A 20,854-nucleotide genomic window follows, 5' to 3' on the forward strand; every position below is an offset into this window, starting at 1 on the left:
CTGACAAACATATAAATAACATTGTGAAACGTTTTGGAAAGCTCAGTAAGCAGCCAATGACAACAGAATCATACTGATCCCTTAAGAACGAATAAAACAATTTAGGAATTCGAAATTATTGAAGTTGATTTCAAATAAAAACATCATCTTCAGGTAGATTAAAATTTAACATTACAACGTTTATGTCATTATTCTTGCACCGTATTAGTCTGGCAACAATTTTAGCTTTTGTCATTTCTATTACGCAGGCTCAGCAGCAATCCACATCATTAAATAATGGTAAGAACAATTGGACTACATTGCAAAGGGATTCGGTACGGAGGGTAATTTCTTCGGAGTTAACCCAACCCTCGTGGATTTTTAAAAGTAACCTGTTACTTTATAACACCAGTTCTAAATCAGGATTAAAGACATTTTATATTGCAGATCCGGCGAATAACAAAACAACCCGGTTATTTGATGCGAATGAACTTGTAGAACTTACCTCCCCTTATTTTTCACAGTCAATCCACCCAACGAAGGTAGATTTTATTGTTCGTGGTGTTTCTCCTACAAACCAGGCCATCTTATTATGTGTGGTGCAGGGAAAAGAATTACAGTACGATTTAAAAAGCCGTACTTTCACTGAGCCTGTTTCAGCTGATACCCCAAAAGGACTTCCATCTTCTCGTCAATTGCCCCCTGGTAATGATAGGGCGACATTATATTCAAGGGATCGCGCCTATGGTGTGTACGCTGAAAACCATAATCTTTTCTTATTAAAACCAGGAACTTCCGGAAAGGATTCGCTGGTTCAGTTGACGTATGATGGTGATTCCAATAATTCATTTGCACGAAAAACGCTTTCCAGCCAAATGCGAGCGCAGCGCGGACCCTGGCTTGGTGAATGGTTAGGTGATACACATATAGGATTCGCACTACGTTCTGATCAACGCAAAGTTAGAGACCTGACCTTAATAAATAGTCTGGCGCCGCACGCCCCCGTTCCTATATCTTATAAATACGAATTACCCGGAGACGAAAATGTTACGCAGTTTGAGTTGTGGCTATTAAATGCAGACAGCGCGAAGATGCACAAAGTAAATATTGATCATTTTCAGGACCAAGTCGTAAAACTGAATCAAGGCCAACAATCGGGAGGGATCTATTTCACCAGAGAGAGCCGAACTGTAGATACCATCCAGTTGTGCCAGGTAGATCCCCATACCTTGAAAACAACTGTGCTTATAACTGAAGTTGGAAAACCATTTTTAAATGATTTATTGCAGACCTACGCAGTGATTAATGATGGCAAAGACATTCTATGGTGGTCTGAACGAACCGGTAAAGGAGCCTACTATTTGTATGACGGAAAAGGGAAGCTAAAAAATGCGGTAACCAAAGGTGATTTCGTTGCCGGCAATATTTACTATATGGATGCTGAATCACGTTACATGATTATCGAAGGTTTTGGCTACAAATCAGCCAATAACCCATATCACAAAAATTTTTACAAAGTTAATCTGGACGGCACCGGATTTGTTGAATTAACCCCAGGTCAGGGCGATCATTATATCAGTGCCTCATTAGACAAAAAATTTATAATTGATCAATACTCATCTGTTGATTGCTTACCAAAATGTGAAATCAGAGATATGAAAGGGCGGCTGCGCATCTCCATTCCTATGCCGGATAATAGTATCTTAAAAGCTAAGGGATTGAAGACGCCTATCTTAGAAAAAGTAAAGGCGGCTGATCATACGACAGACTTATATGGTGTGATATATACACCAGCTGATTTCGATCCGAATAAAAAATATCCTGTTATTTGCAATGTCTATCCAGGCCCTCAGGATGATGGTATACCTCAGGGGTTTAATATTGTGCCAGCTCAAAACGAACGGCTTGCCGATCTTGGCTTTATCGTGCTGCAATTTGGGTTCAGGGGATCATCACCACTTCGGGGACGAGACTTCTATACCTTTGGCTATGGTAATCTACGTGATTATGCTCTGGCTGACTGCAAGTATATGGTGGAACAACTTGCAGCGCGTTATAGCTACATCGATTTAGATCGTGTAGGTATTTACGGGCATTCGGGAGGAGGCTTTATGACGGCTGCGGCAATGATGACCTATCCTGATTTTTTTAAAGTAGGTGTGTCCTCATCTGGTAATCACGATAATAATATTTATGCAAAATTCTGGACAGAAACTTATCAGGGTATTCAGCAAACCAAAACAAGTGTAGATTCATTAGGAAATCCACACACATCATTCGTGAGTAATCCACGAACTACAATAGAGCTGGCAAAAAACCTTAAGGGACGACTTTTATTAATAACCGGTGACATGGACAATAATGTAAATCCTGCAAACACCATGCGGTTGGCAAATGCGTTAATTAAAAATAACAAAAGATTTGACCTGATGATATTGCCAGGTGTCGCTCATGAGATAAGTGGCGATTACTATAGGGGGCTGATCAATAATTACTTCACGGATTATTTAAAATCATGGAAAGGCTACAATGCCGATATGATCAAATAATATTTTTTATAGTTCATTATCTATATCCGTTGGGTTTGATCTGGTTTAATTAAACCTCGTTGAACTGTATTGGGTGAAAGATGAAAAAAAAATATTTCCAGATTTGCCACTATATCATGAAGTTTATGCTATTCCAGTCCGGCGTTAAAGTCTATTCCAAAATCAAGAAGTACTGTTGGATGGATTTTTAAACCTATAGCCAATCTCATTATTGTAATGAAACTTGGACTGGTTTCTCCATTTTCATATATAAGAAAGTTTCTGTTTCTCTTTTAAAGATTTTAAATGCTGACCGAATTTTTTCAGAATTATTTTTCCTTTCTCACTAATCATTTTATTACCAATAAAAATAATCAACAGTGTCTTTTAATTTTTAATTAAAATCGTCATGTATTTATGCAAATGAATAAAGAATTAAACATTTTAATAGAAGTTATATTGATGGATGTAATAAAACACTTTAAAAAAGCAACTGGGCAGAGTATCGAAAAATAACTGTGCCAGTCAGTTTATTTAGCTACAACCATATCATAAACTAGCCCTCACACAGAGGATACACATTCTTTAGGGGTTTGAAAAAAATATTTTTCTTATTTTAGATGGATTAATATTCTGAAAATTATTTTCCTTATGACTAAAAAGCTGTTATTCATTTTGGTGCTAAGCTTAGTGTTAGCTTTAAAATCTAAAGCACAGCACAAATCGATGATTCCATCTGATGTAATTCCGTTTCAGGTAACTGTCGAAAAATCTGTCTATAAAGGTAAAAATGCCTTAGCCCTGGAAATAAAAGGTCAGCCTGATGGAGATAATACACTTGCAATTTTGAAAGATATTGAATTTCATAATGGGGTAATTGAAGCGACAATTAGTGGGCAACCACTTGCAGGTGCCGGAGCAACAGCTCGTGGGTTTGTAGGTATTGCGTTCAGGGCGGCTTTAGACGCTTCTAAAATGGAGGTTTTTTATTTACGTCCTACCAATGGTAGGGCAGATGATCAATTACGCAGAAACCACTCCAGCCAGTATATTTCTATTCCCGGATATCCCTGGGAAAAATTAAGAAAGGAAACGCCAGGACAGTATGAAGCGTATGTTGATATATTGCCTGCAGAATGGATGAAAATAAAGATTGTAGTAAAGGATGAAACTGCCAGGCTGTATATTAACGGGGCAGCTCAGCCTACTTTAATTGTAAATGACCTAAAACAGGGTAAAAATATTCGGGGAAGCATTGGGTTGTGGATAGGGCCAGGAACATTAGGCCACTTTACTGATGTTAAAGTAACCAAAGAAGATTGATAAATATATAAATCCCGGTATCGAATCTACAATTAAAAATCTCATGAATCTATAAAATATTCAAACACCAGACGTTTATATTAATGAACTTAATGCTTTTTCTAATTCGGTAATACCGGTTGCAAGCGCTGTTCCTGTAAGCCAACATTTACTACTTATTGGACCAGGGATTTCGTGTTTCGGTTTCTGAAAAAAGGGATAACCAAATTAATGGTTACCCCCAATCTAAATTAACGCTCTCAGGCTTTCGCCGGATGTAGGACTCTCACCCCCTATATTACCATATACGCAAAAATATATTGCCTGGTTTTTTGTTTCTATAAATATTGGCAATTTTGATAATACTAATGGCAAACCACTGCTGTTTTATCCTATAATCATATTATCGTTAGCAACTGCTGATTTTTGCTCGCCTTGTCTTCTTACCCAATAAGGATGGTCTTTCCAACGGGTCTCCTTATGGTACAGGTCTGCACGTTGCTTTTCATACAAACGGAAGGCGAGTTGGATCTTTTGATCATAATGAGTTCCCGCTGCTGAAATACCCGCTAGTTCATCTTTCGCAGCAAGGCCCGCATCAATGCCACTACGCAATGCAAAAGCGATACCATGGGAAGACAATGGATCGAACGCACAGGCGGCATCGCCAGCCGCCAACCAACCTTCTCCAGCGTAATACTCCAAATGATGGCTTCCTGCTGAAGTATATTGGAGAGGCAATACATCGCTGTAACGACTTACGGGCACCCGATGTTTTACAAAGCATGTTTGCGTACTCTTCCTGCGCCAATATAAGGGATCCAGCCAGTCTGCCCGATCATGCAGGTCAGGATCTGTAAAAAAGATGCGAACTACCTTTCCTTCTCCACCTTCCGAAACATACCACCATCCGTCAGGAACTGCTTCAATAAGACTTTGTTGACTCCTTAAGGGATTAGGGGAGGCCAGCAAGCTAACCACCGCGATCTGATTATCCTTGCGAATGCGTTTTATACCAAGTTGCCTGCTCAGCCAGCTGTTCCTGCCACTGGCATCGATTATTGTAGCAGCGTTGATGCGGGAATTACCTTCCTTATATTGCCAACGCATTCCTTTCCTTATAAGCACGAAGGCCCGGTTCGTTTCGATGAACGTAACTCCGGCGGCTACTGCTTTTTGGAGCAGCATAGACTGAAAAGCTGTACGATTGACATACCAGCCCTCTCCGAACGATGATTGGATAAAATCATAGAAGAACAGCCGGTCATCACCCCAGCAAGAGGAATTGCCATAGCAGGGTGAGTGCCCTGTAGCTAAAAAGTCATCCCATAAATCAAGTTCGATAAGTGAGTAACGGGCGGAAGCCGCGAGGCTTTCTCCCGCCCGGATAACATCCATGGCAGGCCGGTGCACCACCGTTACCGATGCACCGGCCTGCCGTAAAGTGATTGCTGAAGCCAACCCGGCAGGGCCGTTACCTATAATCAGCACATCTGTTATCATCCTCTCTTTCTCTTTTCAGCCCGCTCTACCATCCACAGGTAACCTGAATCTTCTGCTGGTTGTCCCTGCTCTGGCGCAGCCTTCAGCATTGCGTCCGCAGTAACCTGTTCTTCTCCTATGGTTCGTCCATTCTCTACCCAAATCTTATTAGGGAAGTTGGCATCACCAGTACCTTCTTTCTGGATGAGAATACCCACATCAGGCCATTGAGTGATAAAATCATTGATGCCTTTGGTATAAGGGCTTACCTTTACTGAAGGATAACCATACTGATACACTATGCCACGCAACCACTTAACCCGATTGCTGAAAGCAGCATTCTTCTCCTCCAGGCTGGCATTTTCATTCATCATTACCTCATAATCGGCCTCAGTAAGTACATCATTTGGTACCCGGACCGGCCAAAAGGTTGGTATATACTGCCCCATAATGCCTACATAACCACTCAGGCAGCTGGAAGTATCCGTTTGCCAGGGCACTGCCATCCATTTAGTAATGTCACCGGCAGCTGATCCATCCAGAGGCCCGCCGGTCTCCAGTGCGATCTGTGAATTAAGTATAGGTCCATATGTCATCGGATCATTAAGCCGGCGCTTAATTCGGAAAGGCGCAGAATACAGTATCGGCTGTCTCATTGGCCAGGTAAATTCGCATCCCGGATGGAAAGGCCCTCCGATGGTCTCATCAAGTGATGTACGGTCTAGATGGACGGCTTGTTCCGCCGGAGTGATGTCATTCCAGCTTCTGGTTTCCGGCCTGGTGCCTATAGTGAAATTGCCATTTGCCCATTGTTGTAGATATTCATACTGGAACGGCATTACGGCCATGAAATTACGCGGGTCGGTATCGCTGCTTTTGAAACTCTGCAGTCCATCACCATAAACAGGCGGAAAAAGTTCGGCCTGCATAGTTAAATAATCAGGGTTTCTGAACTGGCGAAAAATAGCCTGGCGAAGTTCGAAATACAGATTAGAAGCATTTGAAAGCTTTGCCACCATTTCAGGTGTAGAGAGATTACCCGGACTTCCCCAGCCATTTTGCTTAAAAATACCAGCATTTACCCAGCCGTTGAGCGGCATACGCTCGAGCATTGGATAGATATGCTCCCAAAATTCCGGAATTGCCGGCAGTACAGATTGCCCCATATCCACAGCTGTTTGTGCCAGGAGGTCATATCCAGTCACAAATGCCTGTACCCCCGGAGAATAATCGGGCGGTGCAGTGAGCACCCATGCACCAGTAGCTTCGAACACTTCTCCTGTTTTAAGCATGATTTTTGCGTCAACTGGTCCGTCTGAAGTATCATCATGCCATGTATCGTTATTGGCAAAGGTAACTGCAGGATCATTGTTGTATGACGCAGACAGGCCATAACCACCCAGGAAAAGCAAACGGCCATTGTCATCAGTTCGCAGCTCACCAAGGTAAACCGGTTTATCATTACCATCCGGAGAATAAAAAGTACCGTTGTCAAATGCAAATTCCCGGTCATTGCCATCGGTGTTGGTATTAATTCCGGAGATCGCCACTATACCTCCATCAATCACAAGCCTGGATCGGTCGGCATCACTGATAATAGATACATTGCGCAAGGTACTTTCAACTGGCGGGTACCCTGAGAAAGCGCCTGTAGCCTGGGGTATATCCAGGGCAAGATCGAAATTGTACCAGGCTGCCTTTTTATTGGCCAGATGTACAGTCCAGGTGATATCACCATCTTCTGCAGTAAGTTCCCGGATAATATTACCATGCTCATCGGCACCGTAAAGCCGGAAACGGGCCGCCTGACGTTTAATACGCCCTTCGCTATCTCGGAAATTGCCAGGATCGGTGATTGGCTCGTTAATGAGATCAGGCAGAAGGAAATATTCCTTCGGACTGTTGCCTACCCGGGCAACTCCTATGGCCGGATGGATGATTACTTGTTTGATTTCAGACATGGGGTATATATTTTGGTTATTAACTGAATTTTATTGCGTATTTATTTATCAAAATGAGTAAGCATATTAGCATCCCTTAAGCCGTAAAACTGGAATAGTCTCCATTTGCCGGATACCCCTGGTTAATTGGCGACAAAAAACCGCTTTATAAAAGGCTAAAAAGTGCTGGCTACCTAAAAAAAAGCGGCTTTGGGAAAACTTATATTGAGTTTGCCCATGCTATTTTATCAGATAATCGTTTTTCTGCTACTCAGTATATTGTCTGGGTCTTTACTATAGGTTTCTTTTATTTCTTTAAGCCTATCATAACTCTCCTGAAAATAAACACGGGTTGGAATGCTGCTGTCTTTGAAACTGATGAAGGCTCCGTAAGTAGCAGGGATCTCATAATCCCGGCAAGCCTCCAGCCAATCCAGAGCCCGGTTTACATAAGGTTGCACTTTTGGGTTTTCAATACCATCATTGTCCCACCAGGCCTGATATTGGATCGTGTAAAAAGTTTTTTTGTATGCAAAAGAACTGCCTTCCGGAAATTGGTTTGCATTAAAATCATAATCCCGGTAATAACTCCCCGTAATAGCGCCCAAAGTAAAATAAGTATTCATACCTTGATTTTCACCCTCAGTAACTAAAAGGTTTGATTCAAGACTTTCTATCAATTTAATTCTCCTTTCCAGGGCAAGTTTTTCATCATCGGTAACCATGGCAAACCTTGAAGTGATTTTATGTGGGGCAGGTTTGTCTATTTCAGGTGGAATAGCTTGAAAATGAGGAGGCAAGCTCTCGGTATCGTATGTGCCTTCCAGTACCGGATGTTTATCTTGCCCGGTATCCCATTTCACAATTCTGTCCCAGGCTGAGAATGTACTCCATTGTCGCTTGTTGTCATCAGGTATGGCCGTCAGTTTACCGGAGCCATTGGTAACATTATTGGATAATACGGCCTCTATACTGTCTTCAAAATTAACATTGTACTGTCCAAACTGATCCTCTGGAAACCAATTTTCTTCAATAATCTTTCTCAGGTTGGCTTCAAAATCCTGCTGATTCAGGAAATTGTCTTTATTACCCATGAAATATCCGTAGAAATAGCAATCATGTAAAGATTTATCCACCGGAGTTGTATCCTGTACATCTTTAAATTTGGCAACTATTTTAAGATTGGTACCCAGTAAGTCAGGATTTTTATTATAGCCTATAAGCGCTTCCCAGCGTTTAAGTATATCAACAGCAGGAGGAATATCCTGACCAAATTTTTGCTGCCATGCAACAGTGAATTTAGTCGTATAATCAGGCAAAGTGAAAGTTTTATAAATGAGTTCAGTAACAATGCCGTAACTCATGCCACCGCCACCGCGTAAGGCCCATAAAAGTTTGCGGTCTTCTTCGTTAAGATCTGCCACTGGTTGGCCTACATACTCTGGGATAAGCTTATTATCTATGATTGTCCGGTATGAGCCATCGCCCAATACAAGGGTTACACCGGCAAGACTTTCGCATCCCATTCCCTTTTGACGGGTCCAGGGACCCCATCCGCCACCAAATGTAAAACCAGCAATGCGTACAGAATAGCATGTGCCGTGCGGCAATCCCACATTCCTGGCATTCATCTGTTTAATCAGGTCCATAAACATAATGCCCGGCTGGATGGTGGCATAATTGAGTTCTGCCTTAATATCAACCATTGTCATTTTTGAAAGGTCTATTACAAGGCCATCGGTTGCCGAACATTCTCCTTCATGATCATGGCCACCAGAACGGACGCTCAAGGGGCCAGTGTAATCGTATTTTCTGATACATTTAATCACTTCCGAGACCTGTTCTGTATTGGTACAGAATACAATTGCCGTCGGACGGAATTGGAAATAGGTATTAAATATTTGTCTTTTGTCGTTGTACTCTTTATTTGTTAAAGGCGAGTCAAACAATATTTCAGGCATATTGTCCTGTGGGAGATGTTTTTTTAATATCTCTACGATATGGAGCAGCGTTACTTTCATAAAATGTTGGTTTAATGGTGTTTAGTTATAATGGTTTACGAAGGGGGAGATACTGATTAAGATTACGATCAACGTAGTCAATCTGAATTTATTAAAGCATTATTTACCCGGTGTTCTTTAATGAGAAGCTGGAAACGGATGCGAATGGATAAAAAGTGGATCATTCAAACAGGAAATTCCAGGAAAGCCCTGATGGGCCTCCAAAGCTAGTGAGAGCGTTTTTTTGAGCATGGTTTTAGATTTGATGTTTAAAAATACTAATTTATAGCATATAAAACTACAAAATATATATTTTAAATCATACGTCGACTAAAATCTTATATCAGAGGCTATGAAAGCAGATTGATGTCTTTGCAAGGAGTATAATTAGATATTCCTTTCCTGGATCACCATTAAAATATATTGACGTAAAGGGGGGGAAGATGAGTGATGCATAATTACCATCCGCTAATAAAAATAAACGGCAGAAATTATGCATAATCTCATGGAAAGATGATTCGATGAGCCACCTTACATCGTTCAGGGGTGGAGATTGGGAAGCCAATACTGAAAGTTGGGTGGCCTTTGACTTATATTATACTTTATATTGGCCAACCTTTGGTTGTCAATGCAATGTCTGGTGAAATCAGCTACCTGGTGGCCCCAAAAAAACCGGACATCGTTGACAGGGCATTGGCATGGTGCATCATTTCCCCGTTTTTCAATGATTCCATCGCCATTTCTGAAGCTCTTTTCCGCATCGCTGTTTCATACGATATAATGGCTTCGTATATAGAAATATGCTGGCTACTTGTCAGGCTTTCACTCAATTCCAGGGCATCAAGCATCGCCATATTAACGCCTTCTCCTGCAAAGGGCGGCATTAGATGGGCAGCATCGCCGATCATGGTAGCATCAGGTAGGCTGTTCCAGGTTTGATCTAAGGGCATGCAGTTGATTGGCCTCGGAATAAAAGGAGCCGAAGTATTTTCAAACAGCCTGTACCAAATATCACTCCATCCGGTATATTCTTTCTTAAACCATTCCAACACCTGCAATCGGCTCGAAAAATCTAAACCGCTTCTTTTCGCCCAATTTTCTTCAGTTTTAAAACTTGCATAGAATCCGATTTCCCCACCTGCTTTCTGTCCCATTAGAATATTCTTTTCATTTCCGAAGGCCATTAATTTACCGCCACGGAGAAGTCTGGTAATTTCGGGTACCTGTTGTTCAGCATCATCTATATTTCCCTCCAACATCGTAATACCTGAATAAAACGCATTAATACCAGTGATGTAGGGCCTGATTTTTGAGTTGGCACCGTCTGCTCCAATCACCAGGTCAGCATACGCTTCCGATCCATTTTTAAAATGTAACCGCCAGCCATCTTTTTGTTTTTCCATAAACAGGAATTGGCTGTCCCAAATTATATTTTCAGGATGCAATGAGTCCAGTAATATCTTCCGTAAAGCACCTCTGTCTATTTCAGGACGGAAATGTTCATGCCCGAAATCTTCTTCTTTCATGCGTTCGAGGTCATGGTCGCTAAAAACCACTTCACCGTTTTCATCGGTAATCGTTGTTTTGTCGGCTTCAGGCATATAATTGTTTTTAAATGCATCCAGCAATCCTGCTTTCCGTATGGCGGCCAGCCCCGAATGTTCGTGCAGGTCAAGCGGAGCGCCCTGTACCCGTGCATTTCGGTTAGCATCCCTTTCATATACTTTAACATCAATGTCCATCTGTTGTAAAAGCCTTGCCAGCGTAAGTCCGCCCGGGCCACCGCCTATAATGGCCACCTGCTTGTTTTTTAGTAACATATCTTTAAATTAGACTACAAAATTACTTTTGGTCGTCAACTAAAAATTGTAAAAAACGGTCATTTTTATTTTTATACAACTCTTTGGGCGAAACCCCCGAAAGGCGTTTAACTTCTTTAATAAAATGAGACTGATCGGTAAAATTAAGTTGGGGATAAAGCGTCCCGGCTTTGATATGGGAGAGGGAAGCCTGAAAACGAAGGATTTTGCAATACGCTTTCAACGGAAGTCCGAACTGTTGATTAAAATACCGGTTAATCTGGCGCGGGCTCCACGAAATCTTTTCACAGAGTTCAGCAACGGAAATCTCGCCGTCCAGCGCAAAAACCAGTTCAAACAATTTACGTTTCCGTACATCCACGTCTTCAGGTAGAAGCGCAGTGATTTTCCTTGTCATCATATCACAAAAGGCATCAAAATGATCGAGGTCTTCTATTTTCAAACCCCAGAAATCATCTGGCATCAGCCTCCCGCTATTGATGATATCAGCCACCGGAAAGCCGAAAATATACTCTATGGCTAGCGGATTAAAACTGACTGAACAGAAATCCGATATTTCCTGATCCGGATATTTAGGTTGGGTTTCCAACCCCAGTAATGCAACCTGTATTTTGTTGTTATTGGTTTTTGAACAAATCAGGTCAATTCTTCCATTGGGAGTAACTACCGCCTTGTGGTCATTGGAAAAATTCTTCAGCGAGGAAAAACAATAAACAAAATCTTTTATCGATTCCTCAGGTTGAACGAGTTTAAAATCCAATGTGCCTCCCATGGTTAAAAAATATTTCTAGTAAAATTAAAAGTATTATTTCACCCTGCATCAAAATCGCGCTCCAATAGCGACTATATTTTCCGCCTTTTTCTGGCTGTTCCAAATGTTCATTAAGTTAAATTATTGGTACAGGTAAAAATAATTTAACCACAGATCTAAAAACCTGTGTAGATCGGTGCTTAAAAACCTTATAAACTTTACTCTTTTATTAACCAGGCTCTTTGGCAAGATCCGAATTATCCCTATCCGGCAGGTGTTTTTGTTTCCTTTTTAAAAGGTAATGTGCATTGAAAACAACAACCGATATGAAAATGATACTATAGGCCGCCATTTGTAATGGACTAATGGGCTCATGGAATACCAAAGCTGCTATAATAAATCCAATAATCGGATTAATGTTGAGCAACATCCCCACTGTTGACGAGTTCAAGCCCTTTAAAGCATACAAATTCAAAAACAGGGGAATCACTGTAAAACCAACAGCTATCACTTCTATGAGCAACCAAAATAGTGTCTCAGCAGGTACAGGTCCGCTGTAGGCAGGGTAAAAGGGCAAAAGTAGGAGTGCGGAAAGCGAAATGTGAAAGGTGAGCAGGATGAACTTATCAAACCCAACATTTTTACGCTGGCTTACCAGGTAAGCGGCGTAGCTAAACCCAATCACAATGCCGTAAACCATATCCATAATATTGGCATAAGATAACATCAGGCAGCCAAATATACTTAAGCCAACGGCCGTCCATTGTACTTTGTTAAGCTTTTCATGCAAAAGCCAGTAAGCGAGTAAGGTAGTAATAATAGGGCAAGCGAGGTAGCCTTAATGCTTACCTGATTAAGCACGTAAATAAAGGAGAACCAGTTGATGTTTAAGAAGATACTCCCGCCAATATTCAGCAAAAGCATATTTCGCCTCTGTTTGGAAGGTAAGGCCTTAATATTTGAAAAAGTTTTAACTAATTCGGCACGTTTAAACAACGCGGTAATTAAGAGCATCAATATCGAGCAGCTAAAAATGCGGTAAAATAAAATATCTACCGAAGAGTATGCACTTAAAGGTTTTAAAACTAAACTAAAAAAGCCCCAGATCGCATAAGCGAATATAGCAGCTAAGTAATATTTTGCGGTTTTCACGGGTTGTTATGATCTTGATCTGACAAATATGATAAAATCCCGGTGGTTATTAAGCCAAACCATTAAAAATACTAGAGAGTCACGCCACATCTTCTGCCAGGAGCCTATCCATTATATTTTTAAGAAATTTGGTTTTGTTCTTTTTTACTGCTTTAAGAAAGGGGGAAGATTCATCAGTATCGGCCAGGTGTTTTCCACCCCAAAGGGCTATTTCGATCACCGCAGGTATTATGTCAACACCTTTTTTACTGAGTTGATAGAGCATTTTTACTTTGTTATCCGGATAGGGTAATTTGATAATTATTCCATGATCCTCCAGTACCTGTAATCTATTTGCTAATATATTCGTCGCTATTTTTTCTTCCGACTTTGTAAAATCACCGTAAGTGCGGGTTTTATGGAGCATGAGGTCCCTGACAATCAATAGCGACCACCTGTCTCCGAAAATATCCAGCGATGAACTGATGGGGCAATCGGAGCGCTTTTCACTTGTTTTCATGTTTTTTTAATTATACTGCTTTCATATTGAAAGTAATTTTTTAATTTTTTACTTGCAATTAAAAAGTATTAATTGTTGTTTTGTACTTGCAAATAAAAAGCAAATTTAATGATTTTAAATAATAAAAAGAAGATGACAGACTATTCAACAACACCAGGGGGTGAAAAAGTATTGGTAACCGGGGTTACCGGTTCTATCGGAAAAGCTACGGTTGAGCAATTATTGAAAAAAGGAATTCCTGCGAGCCAGATTATCGGGCTTTCCCGCAAAAAAGAACAAATAAAAGATCTGGCAGCTAAAGGTATCGAAGTCCGTTTCGGCGATTATTTAGATTATGATTCGCTACTACGCGCATTTGAAGGAATTGATAAAGTAATGCTCACTAGTGCGGTCGCTTTCACAGACCGGTCTACCCAACATTTCAATGCAATCACCGCCGCGCGCCAGGCCGGTGTTAAACATCTGGTGTATATGGCCATCATGCGTAAGGAAGGTTCAGGACGTATCATGCCTGAGGTTACGGAGTCAGACCTTTTTACCGAACAGGTACTTAAATCTTCAGGAATCGATTACACCATCGTGTACCATCCGCCTTTTATGGATGTTTTATCGCTCTACTTTGATCCCAATCCTTACGAAAATGGAATAAAAGTTCCTGCAAGTAACGGAAAGATGGCTCCGGCTACAAGAGATGAGCTGGCAGAAGCCCATGCCATCATACTTTCTACGCCGGGGCACACAAATAAAACCTATTCATTAGGCGGCAGCCATCTTGTTTCATTTGCCGGCATTGCAAAAATCCTTGCGGAAATAAAAGGGCAGGCTGTTCCTTTTACCACCATTACAACAGCTCAATATATTGATGGAATAATGGCAAACGGGGTTCCGCGTCAGGTTGCCGAATTTATAACGGCCTGGGTAACCGCGATTGATGAAGGTGAATTCGAATATCAATCAGGCGATCTGGAACGTTTATTGGGTAGAAAGACAAAAACTTACCAGGCGTACCTGGAATCAACGTTGGCTTAGCACAGAGTCCGTTTATCATAAATGGAGTGGCGGGCAATTTACATCGAAACCAGTAATTTTATCAGCGTATAAAAAGCAAAACTAAGTGGTTTGGGTAGGAAGGGGGATAAAGTAGACCGGCTTTACCAGCCCAATCTTATCTATAGTAGCTAACAGAAAATGAAAAGCACAGGAGTTTAGCTGCCAGCTTTTTGAAAGAGCTGGACTGGTTTACCAAATATAAATGTCTTCCACTCAAACTATATACGATTACAGCTGTTCAACATCAAAATAAAACCTAAATATGAAGCATCATTTACGAACAGCTTTAACGCTTTTAATCGCGCTGACGCTTGCCTTTCCGGCATGCAAAAAAAGAACAACAGATGAACCCACTTCTCCTCCTGAGCCATCTGTGTTGGATATCTATGCGGCCGGGCGGGAGGGCTATGTAGCCAAATACTGGAAGAACGGGAAAGAAGTTAATCTTGGAAATGGCACCACATCCTCCGATGCAAGCGCTATGGCCATTGCCGGGAATGACGTGCATATAGCCGGCTTCGAAATTAATGCTGCTGGAAAATATGTAGCCAAATACTGGAAAAATGGTGTATCGAGCGCACTAACTGATGGGAGCCGCGATGCATTTGCAAATGACATCTTTATACAGGGAAACGATGTGTACATTGCCGGACAGGAAATTGCTCCCGGAAAGTCCACCTACCAGGCAAAGTACTGGAAAAACGGAACACCTGTAGTGTTAACAGATGGTACGCAGCAGGCTATTGCAACAGGGATAGCCCTGATCGGGAATGATGTTTATGTAACAGGAGAGCGGAGAAACCTGGACTGGCTTAACCCGGTTACTGTTTACTGGAAGAACGGTGTGCTTTTTGATCTTGCAGACCGGACTACAACTGCCGGAGATCAGGCCATAACAGTATCGGGTAACGATTTATATTTACTATGGTCTGAAACGTATAACAGTTCCGGCCAGTCACAAACCAGGTACAGCAAAAACTTAGGTAGCCCGGTACTGATCAACGACGGTACCGCAGACGTTAGGGGCAATTCAATCTTCGTAAATGGGGGTGATGTGTATGTTGCCGGATCGGGTACTGCGAATGGAAGTAACGCCATCATGGCAAAATACTGGAAAAACGGATCTCCTGTCATTTTATCCAATGGACCTGAAAGTGCTTTTGGTTTATCTATAGCCGTTTCGGGTGCTGATGTTTTTGTAGGCGGGTACCGGGATGGGGGATCAGGAACAGCCCAATACTGGAAAAATGGTACGGTTGTACCGCTTACTGATGGATCACGGGCCGCACTCGTCCACAAAATCGTCGTAGTTAGGAAGTAAGTATTTAAACCGATTTTATGGCCCTGTTTGCTGTTCGCATCCAATCTTTTTTCTACCTTTTTTAACATTAGGTTTCTAAACGTTAGAAGAGGGTAGTAATAACCGAACTCAGGTTTATAAATAATAAAGACCTTGCTTAATCGGGCATTAGCATTTGCGAATGGCAAACGGAGCCCATAATTAATAACAGTTTTAAGCTAATTATCGTTTAGCATTAATTAGCTTAAAACAACATATTGATTAGGGAAATAGCCTTTTTGCTAAAAGCATCAGGAATTCACCACAAAGTTACCTACTGTATCTAAGCGCTGTGTCATTCAAACTATTCGCTGTGTAAAGCAAGATACATTGGGGTGAAAATATCTGCTGTGCACTATGGCCTGCGCTTGTTTCTAAGTTGAGTCCCTTCAAGTTCCAGCACCTTTTGAAACATAGGATCCTTTTCATATAAGAATTCGCGCCCAAAAATATCGTCTGATGAAGTGACCCTTCGGTAAAGTTCCTCTATGGTATAGCTTACCGGATGTTCCACATGATTTTGAAAAGCATCCACAGCTGATTTTGCGCCGGTAAAATCAATCTGTGGCTCGATCCTAAAAATAATCTTACTATGTGGCAACTGCAGAATCGAAGGATTCGTCTGAAGTCCGCCCAAAAGATTTGGTGTTTCGCCGATGCTGACCAGCTGATCATTCCTGGCTGCAAGATTGGAAAGGTTGGAGGCAGACGAATAGATATATCTGTCCTGCAGCACATAAACCTTCCCCTTAAAGCTATAGTTCAGGCTGTCAGGCAGTACAAAGGTAAAGTTCGGAATGGAAATAAAATACATCTTGGGCTGCTTAAGCGTAGCTACGTCAACGTTGAAGGAAAAACCCTTTTTACTCTTTACGGAATCTGCATTGACATTAAACTGTTTTTGGTTGTATGGGCTGAAATTCCTCCCAACTACAACATCCTGCTTCAGGGTATCCTTCATAATCCGGCCTAAAAAATTAGCGTAGGTATTGTCGCTTCCACCACTATTCCCCCTTATATCAAGTACTATAGACTTTACAATGCTTCTTTCGATAAAAGGCTTTAGCTGCTTTGCCAGGGAATCGCCATAAGCCTCCACCATCTGTGGCATTTTCGCATAAAAAATACCTTCCTTTTCAAAGTAATGTGTGGTCAGGGGAACTGATTCATCATTATAACCAAAGGGGTGCAGAATTTTTTTACCGAAGCTGACCGTGTCTCCCAGGGATACATTTAGTTGCCTCCTGTTGCCCTGTTTATCTTCAAAAACTAACCGAAGACCTCCTCTTTTAAAGAATTCGGCAGCTTTGTAGAAGGCCTCATGGTAGACCTTTCTGTTGGCCCTGTCCCATCTCAGCGGAGAAATATGGGCATATTGCTTTTTCACAAACGCATGTACCTTTAAACCATTGCAGCTACTGAGCCTCATTGATGCCGGAAATTTAACACCCTTGTAGGAGAAGGGCAGCATGTTATAATAATCCCCATCGGTATACACCAGGTTCAGCTCCAGCTTATTAGTAAAATTACGGTTGGCAAACTTTTCGTAGGCATGCCCATACACCATAGAAATGCTGTCAATATGTTTGATGATTCCATTGGGTATCCAATTGGTCCTCATGATATTCAGCTGCCAGCTTCCAAGCCTGCCCGAATGCCCATCCTGTGCCACATTCAGTGTCATGTCTACAATATGCAGGAAATCTGCCATCGTTGTTTTAGGGGTGATGCTCTTCCTTAACCGGCGGGCATAACGATCAAAATCTATTCCGCGAACCTCTTTGTTGAAATAAATAACGGGGCTTACCTGATGGATAAGGGAGACTAGTGAATCATGGTCCTCCAACATTTGCGTGTGGCTTAGCCGGGGAACCGTTTCCAGACCCGCCAAAGGGAAGCCTGGCGTATTAGTATTTCTTAAGGCACACGAAGTGAAAAAACAGATCGCTGAGAGAATGATAAGTTTGCGCATAAAAATCTTTATTTTGCACAAAGAAATACATTAGCTATGCCAAATAATTGTAAAAATCATTCATGTTTGGATTCTTCAAAAATCCAGGCTAGGTGATCCTGGGCTAAAGATACCTTTCCTTGCAACTTCTTTGGAGCCAGCCCGGCAAAAGCCCTGAAATCCTTTATGAAATGTGCCTGATCATAATAATTGTGATCCAGACCAATCTGAGTAAGCGGGGCTTCCTTGCCGAGTAATACCGGCAATGCTCTCCTGAACCGAACGGTTTTAAGAAACTGCTGGGGGTTTTGGCCCAGATGGGTCTTGAAAAGGCGGTACAGCGTGGTGTCACTGATACCCAGCTTCTTGCAGAGCAGCTCTATAATGGTATCCTGACCTGAATAACTGGCCAGTCTGATGTGTTCGAGCGCTTCCCGTAGCCTGTAAGGAATACGGTCGTTAAACTTTCCAACCAATGCTTTTTCCAACAGCCTTGCCCTCAAAACCGGATGGTGCTCATCAAAAACCTGCTCTAACAGAAAGCCATCTTTAAACCGCAGAAAATCCTCCACAGCCCGATCGGAGGTACCAATCCCATCCAGACCCTCACCTGTAAATGCACCAAGGGCAGCGGCGCGGAATATAATGCAGACCTGGTCAAGTTCCCCTTGTAGATTCACTTTAAAGGGGCTGGTATGAAAACCATATATCCGGCTTGAAAATCTGTTTTCCCCCACAGCTATACTACAAATATTATTTTTACCATCGTTAACATAGGTCACTTTATTCTGTTTATAGATGGCCAAACAAAGGTTGCTATTGGGAAAAGTGGTGTAGTTGATCAGGTTATGGTCTGATTTTTTCAAAAAAAGAAAATATTCTACATATTTTTTCAGCAGCTCATTTTCAGGTCTTAAAATAATCGTCTCCATGGGCATATTTTCTAGCGATTCATAACGCTAACAACGACAAAGATAGAATTTGGCCTCACGAATCAATAATACAATCACCTCCAATTAATATTCTTGCCTTAATTTCCCATTGGGAGTTCAACGCTGAATGTGGTTCCTTCGCTGTTACTTTTCTCAACGCTAATCTGGCCATCATGCAGCGCTATAATTTCGCGACAGAGATAAAGACCAATCCCGAAGCCGGAAATTGATCCGATTTGAGGATTCTGGACCCTGTGGTAACGTTCAAAAATAAGGTGTTGGTCTTCGCTTGCAATTCCTATACCCTCATCACTTACGGTTAACTTCAGCCTGTTTTGATCAATAGCCAAGCAGGCAATGGTAATGCGTGTGCCCATTTCCGAATATTTAACGGCGTTTCCTACCAGGTTATGGATCACCTGCGAGATTTTTTCGCGGTCTGCGTATAATGTTAACGCTTGCACAGGTTCGAACACAATGATATGGGTATGTATAGAGGAAAGCATTTCTTCCTCCAGCTCTGCAAAGAGTTGCTGGAGGTCGATTTTTGATTTTTCAATCAACATTTTTCCAGAATCCAGCCTTGAAATATTCAGAAAGCTATTGATCATGGAATTCATATTGCGCACCTGTTTGATTGATTTGGCCAGTACGTTTTGCTGAGTGGTGTTATCTGTAAGGTTAGCCTGTCGCTGGAGCACCTGCAGATAAGCCTGCAAGGATGTTAATGGCGTTTTAAGTTCGTGGCTTACCATACCCATAAAATCGTCTTTCCGCTGTTCGTCTTTTTTCTGCTCCGTAATATCTCTTAGTGTACCGTTCAGGGTGGCCGCTTTACCGTTCGGACCATAAAACACTTTTCCCCTTGCCTGTACGAGTCTGGGGCTCGGCTCCTGTGGGTTGTTTATCCGGTATTCGATAGAGTATTGTCCGTCCGATCCATCTCTTAGCGATTCCTTTATCGCATCAGTTACCCTTTCTCGGTCTTCATCATGGATGGAGCTGAGGGCCAGTGAAAGGTCCAGGTGTTCTTCGGCTGAAAGTCCGAACCAGGATTTTAGCAAGGCATTGCCAGAGAAGAGGTTGCTCCCGGGTTCATAATAGAAGGTAGCCAATTCACCCGCATCTATGGCCAGCGTAAGCATCTGCTGGTCTTTCTCATTTTTACGGCGGTCAAGCACCTGCTGGGTAATTTCTTCCAGAATAACCAGTATTCCGGTAACTTTACCCGAAGAGATAATGGGCTGATAGATTGAGTTTACGATGGCCTCCCTCAGTCCGCCTCCATCACGGAGCTTTACCAAAAACTCCTTATTAATCTTTGGCTTTCCGGTTGCATATACATCATCCAGCCACATGTTTACCGGCTGGCCTTTGAGCTCCGGCCTGGCGGTATGATGGGCATGTCCTATTACTTCTTTCCCTTCGCGCCCCCAGGTTTTTAGTATCGCCGTATTGGCCATTTCAATAATATGGTCGGGCCCCTGTAATACCGCAATACCTACCGGTGCCTGTTCGATGATGGTCTTCACATGTTCCCGGCTTTCCTCCAGCAATTTCATAGAAATGTTAAGGTCTTCATTAGTAGAGGTGAGCTCTTCCATGGTGGTAGCCATTTCTTCAATAAGCGCCTGTTCTTTTTCTTCTTTTTGCTGTATCCGCTCCAGGTACGCCCTTCTTGATGTAACCTCTTTGGCGGTATTCAAGATGCACCAGGTTTTGTTGTCTGCTGAAAGCAAAGCTTTGTATTCATAATCAAAGTAATCCGTTGTCGGCATCCCGTTTTTAATCAGCCTGGCAGGGGCATCCGCTACCGAATAGCTGATGCCGGAACGCCATACCTGTTCAAGGATGGGCAGAAAGGGCTGGCCTGCAAGTTCGGGTATTGCCTGTATCAGCGGTTTCCCGATCACCGAAATGTCTTTGCCCCATAGCGCAAGCATTCCTGCATTCGCAAAACGGATAATCATTTCTTCACCAGTATATATGGCGGTTGGATCTGGAGAGGACTGGAGGGCCAGGATAATCATCTCTTCGCTAAAATAGTTGTCGTGCGGTCTTTCTTCGGCATTCATCGATAATCCAAAGATAAAAAAAACGGCATATTTTTTCTTCCTTTTCTACTATTG

General features: G+C 42.1%; 15 protein-coding genes. 4 read left to right on the forward strand and 11 right to left on the reverse strand.

The features are described 5' to 3' along the window. The first annotated feature begins 182 nt into the window (after positions 1–182). Both BCL90_RS24525 and BCL90_RS24530 read left to right on the forward strand, forming a co-directional pair. Positions 183–2,528 carry a S9 family peptidase gene (locus tag BCL90_RS24525; RefSeq protein ID WP_121287939.1) on the forward strand — a complete coding sequence of 782 codons (2,346 nt, stop codon included), beginning with the start codon at positions 183–185 and terminating at the stop codon, positions 2,526–2,528. 630 nt (positions 2,529–3,158) lie between these two features. After that, entirely contained in the window at positions 3,159–3,830 is a 672-nt protein-coding gene (locus BCL90_RS24530; RefSeq protein WP_121287940.1) for a hypothetical protein, read from the forward strand. A gap of 366 nt (positions 3,831–4,196) precedes the next feature. On the opposite strand, the gene BCL90_RS24535 is transcribed toward BCL90_RS24530, so the two are convergent. The 8 genes from BCL90_RS24535 to BCL90_RS24565 form a co-directional block, all read right to left on the reverse strand. Then, positions 4,197–5,312 (reverse strand): NAD(P)/FAD-dependent oxidoreductase, encoded by a 1,116-nt coding sequence (locus BCL90_RS24535; RefSeq protein WP_121287941.1) that lies wholly within the window; start codon positions 5,310–5,312, stop codon positions 4,197–4,199. Then, positions 5,309–7,252: a LodA/GoxA family CTQ-dependent oxidase gene (locus tag BCL90_RS25460; RefSeq protein WP_147438326.1), complete on the reverse strand. Its 1,944-nt coding sequence runs from the start codon at positions 7,250–7,252 to the stop codon at positions 5,309–5,311. The genes BCL90_RS24535 and BCL90_RS25460 overlap by 4 nt, the downstream gene beginning before the upstream one ends. Before the next feature lie 227 nt (positions 7,253–7,479). After that, positions 7,480–9,252 carry an FAD-dependent oxidoreductase gene (locus BCL90_RS24545; protein ID WP_121287942.1) on the reverse strand — a complete coding sequence of 591 codons (1,773 nt, stop codon included), beginning with the start codon at positions 9,250–9,252 and terminating at the stop codon, positions 7,480–7,482. 629 nt (positions 9,253–9,881) lie between these two features. Continuing rightward, positions 9,882–11,051 (reverse strand): FAD-dependent oxidoreductase, encoded by a 1,170-nt coding sequence (locus BCL90_RS24550; RefSeq protein WP_121287943.1) that lies wholly within the window; start codon positions 11,049–11,051, stop codon positions 9,882–9,884. A gap of 22 nt (positions 11,052–11,073) precedes the next feature. After that, on the reverse strand, positions 11,074–11,823 hold the full coding sequence (locus BCL90_RS24555; protein WP_121287944.1) for a helix-turn-helix domain-containing protein: 750 nt from the start codon (positions 11,821–11,823) through the stop codon (positions 11,074–11,076). A 208-nt stretch (positions 11,824–12,031) separates the two neighbouring features. Then, on the reverse strand, positions 12,032–12,592 hold the full coding sequence (locus BCL90_RS25955; RefSeq protein WP_208529928.1) for an EamA family transporter: 561 nt from the start codon (positions 12,590–12,592) through the stop codon (positions 12,032–12,034). Continuing rightward, positions 12,547–12,954 (reverse strand): EamA family transporter, encoded by a 408-nt coding sequence (locus BCL90_RS25960; protein ID WP_208529927.1) that lies wholly within the window; start codon positions 12,952–12,954, stop codon positions 12,547–12,549. Before BCL90_RS25960 ends, BCL90_RS25955 begins: the two co-directional genes overlap by 46 nt. Before the next feature lie 79 nt (positions 12,955–13,033). Next, positions 13,034–13,453: a winged helix-turn-helix transcriptional regulator gene (locus BCL90_RS24565; protein WP_121287945.1), complete on the reverse strand. Its 420-nt coding sequence runs from the start codon at positions 13,451–13,453 to the stop codon at positions 13,034–13,036. A 108-nt stretch (positions 13,454–13,561) separates the two neighbouring features. Between BCL90_RS24565 and BCL90_RS24570 the strand changes: the two genes are divergently transcribed. Both BCL90_RS24570 and BCL90_RS24575 read left to right on the forward strand, forming a co-directional pair. Then, complete coding sequence (locus BCL90_RS24570) at positions 13,562–14,482, forward strand: SDR family oxidoreductase (protein WP_208529926.1); 921 nt, start codon at positions 13,562–13,564, stop codon at positions 14,480–14,482. 283 nt (positions 14,483–14,765) lie between these two features. Next, positions 14,766–15,824 (forward strand): Kelch repeat-containing protein, encoded by a 1,059-nt coding sequence (locus BCL90_RS24575; RefSeq protein WP_121287946.1) that lies wholly within the window; start codon positions 14,766–14,768, stop codon positions 15,822–15,824. 373 nt (positions 15,825–16,197) lie between these two features. On the opposite strand, the gene BCL90_RS24580 is transcribed toward BCL90_RS24575, so the two are convergent. From BCL90_RS24580 to BCL90_RS24590, 3 genes are all read right to left on the reverse strand, one after another. Beyond that, a complete protein-coding gene (locus tag BCL90_RS24580) occupies positions 16,198–17,814 on the reverse strand; it encodes a S41 family peptidase (RefSeq protein ID WP_121287947.1) in 1,617 nt (538 codons plus the stop codon). Positions 17,815–17,870: 56 nt separating this feature from the next. Next, positions 17,871–18,725: an AraC family transcriptional regulator gene (locus tag BCL90_RS24585; protein WP_166792276.1), complete on the reverse strand. Its 855-nt coding sequence runs from the start codon at positions 18,723–18,725 to the stop codon at positions 17,871–17,873. Positions 18,726–18,823: 98 nt separating this feature from the next. After that, complete coding sequence (locus BCL90_RS24590; RefSeq protein ID WP_121287949.1) at positions 18,824–20,800, reverse strand: PAS domain-containing sensor histidine kinase; 1,977 nt, start codon at positions 20,798–20,800, stop codon at positions 18,824–18,826. Positions 20,801–20,854: the final 54 nt, after the last annotated feature.

Source organism: Pedobacter alluvionis, assembly GCF_003664035.1.
Lineage (GTDB): Bacteria > Bacteroidota > Bacteroidia > Sphingobacteriales > Sphingobacteriaceae > Pedobacter > Pedobacter alluvionis.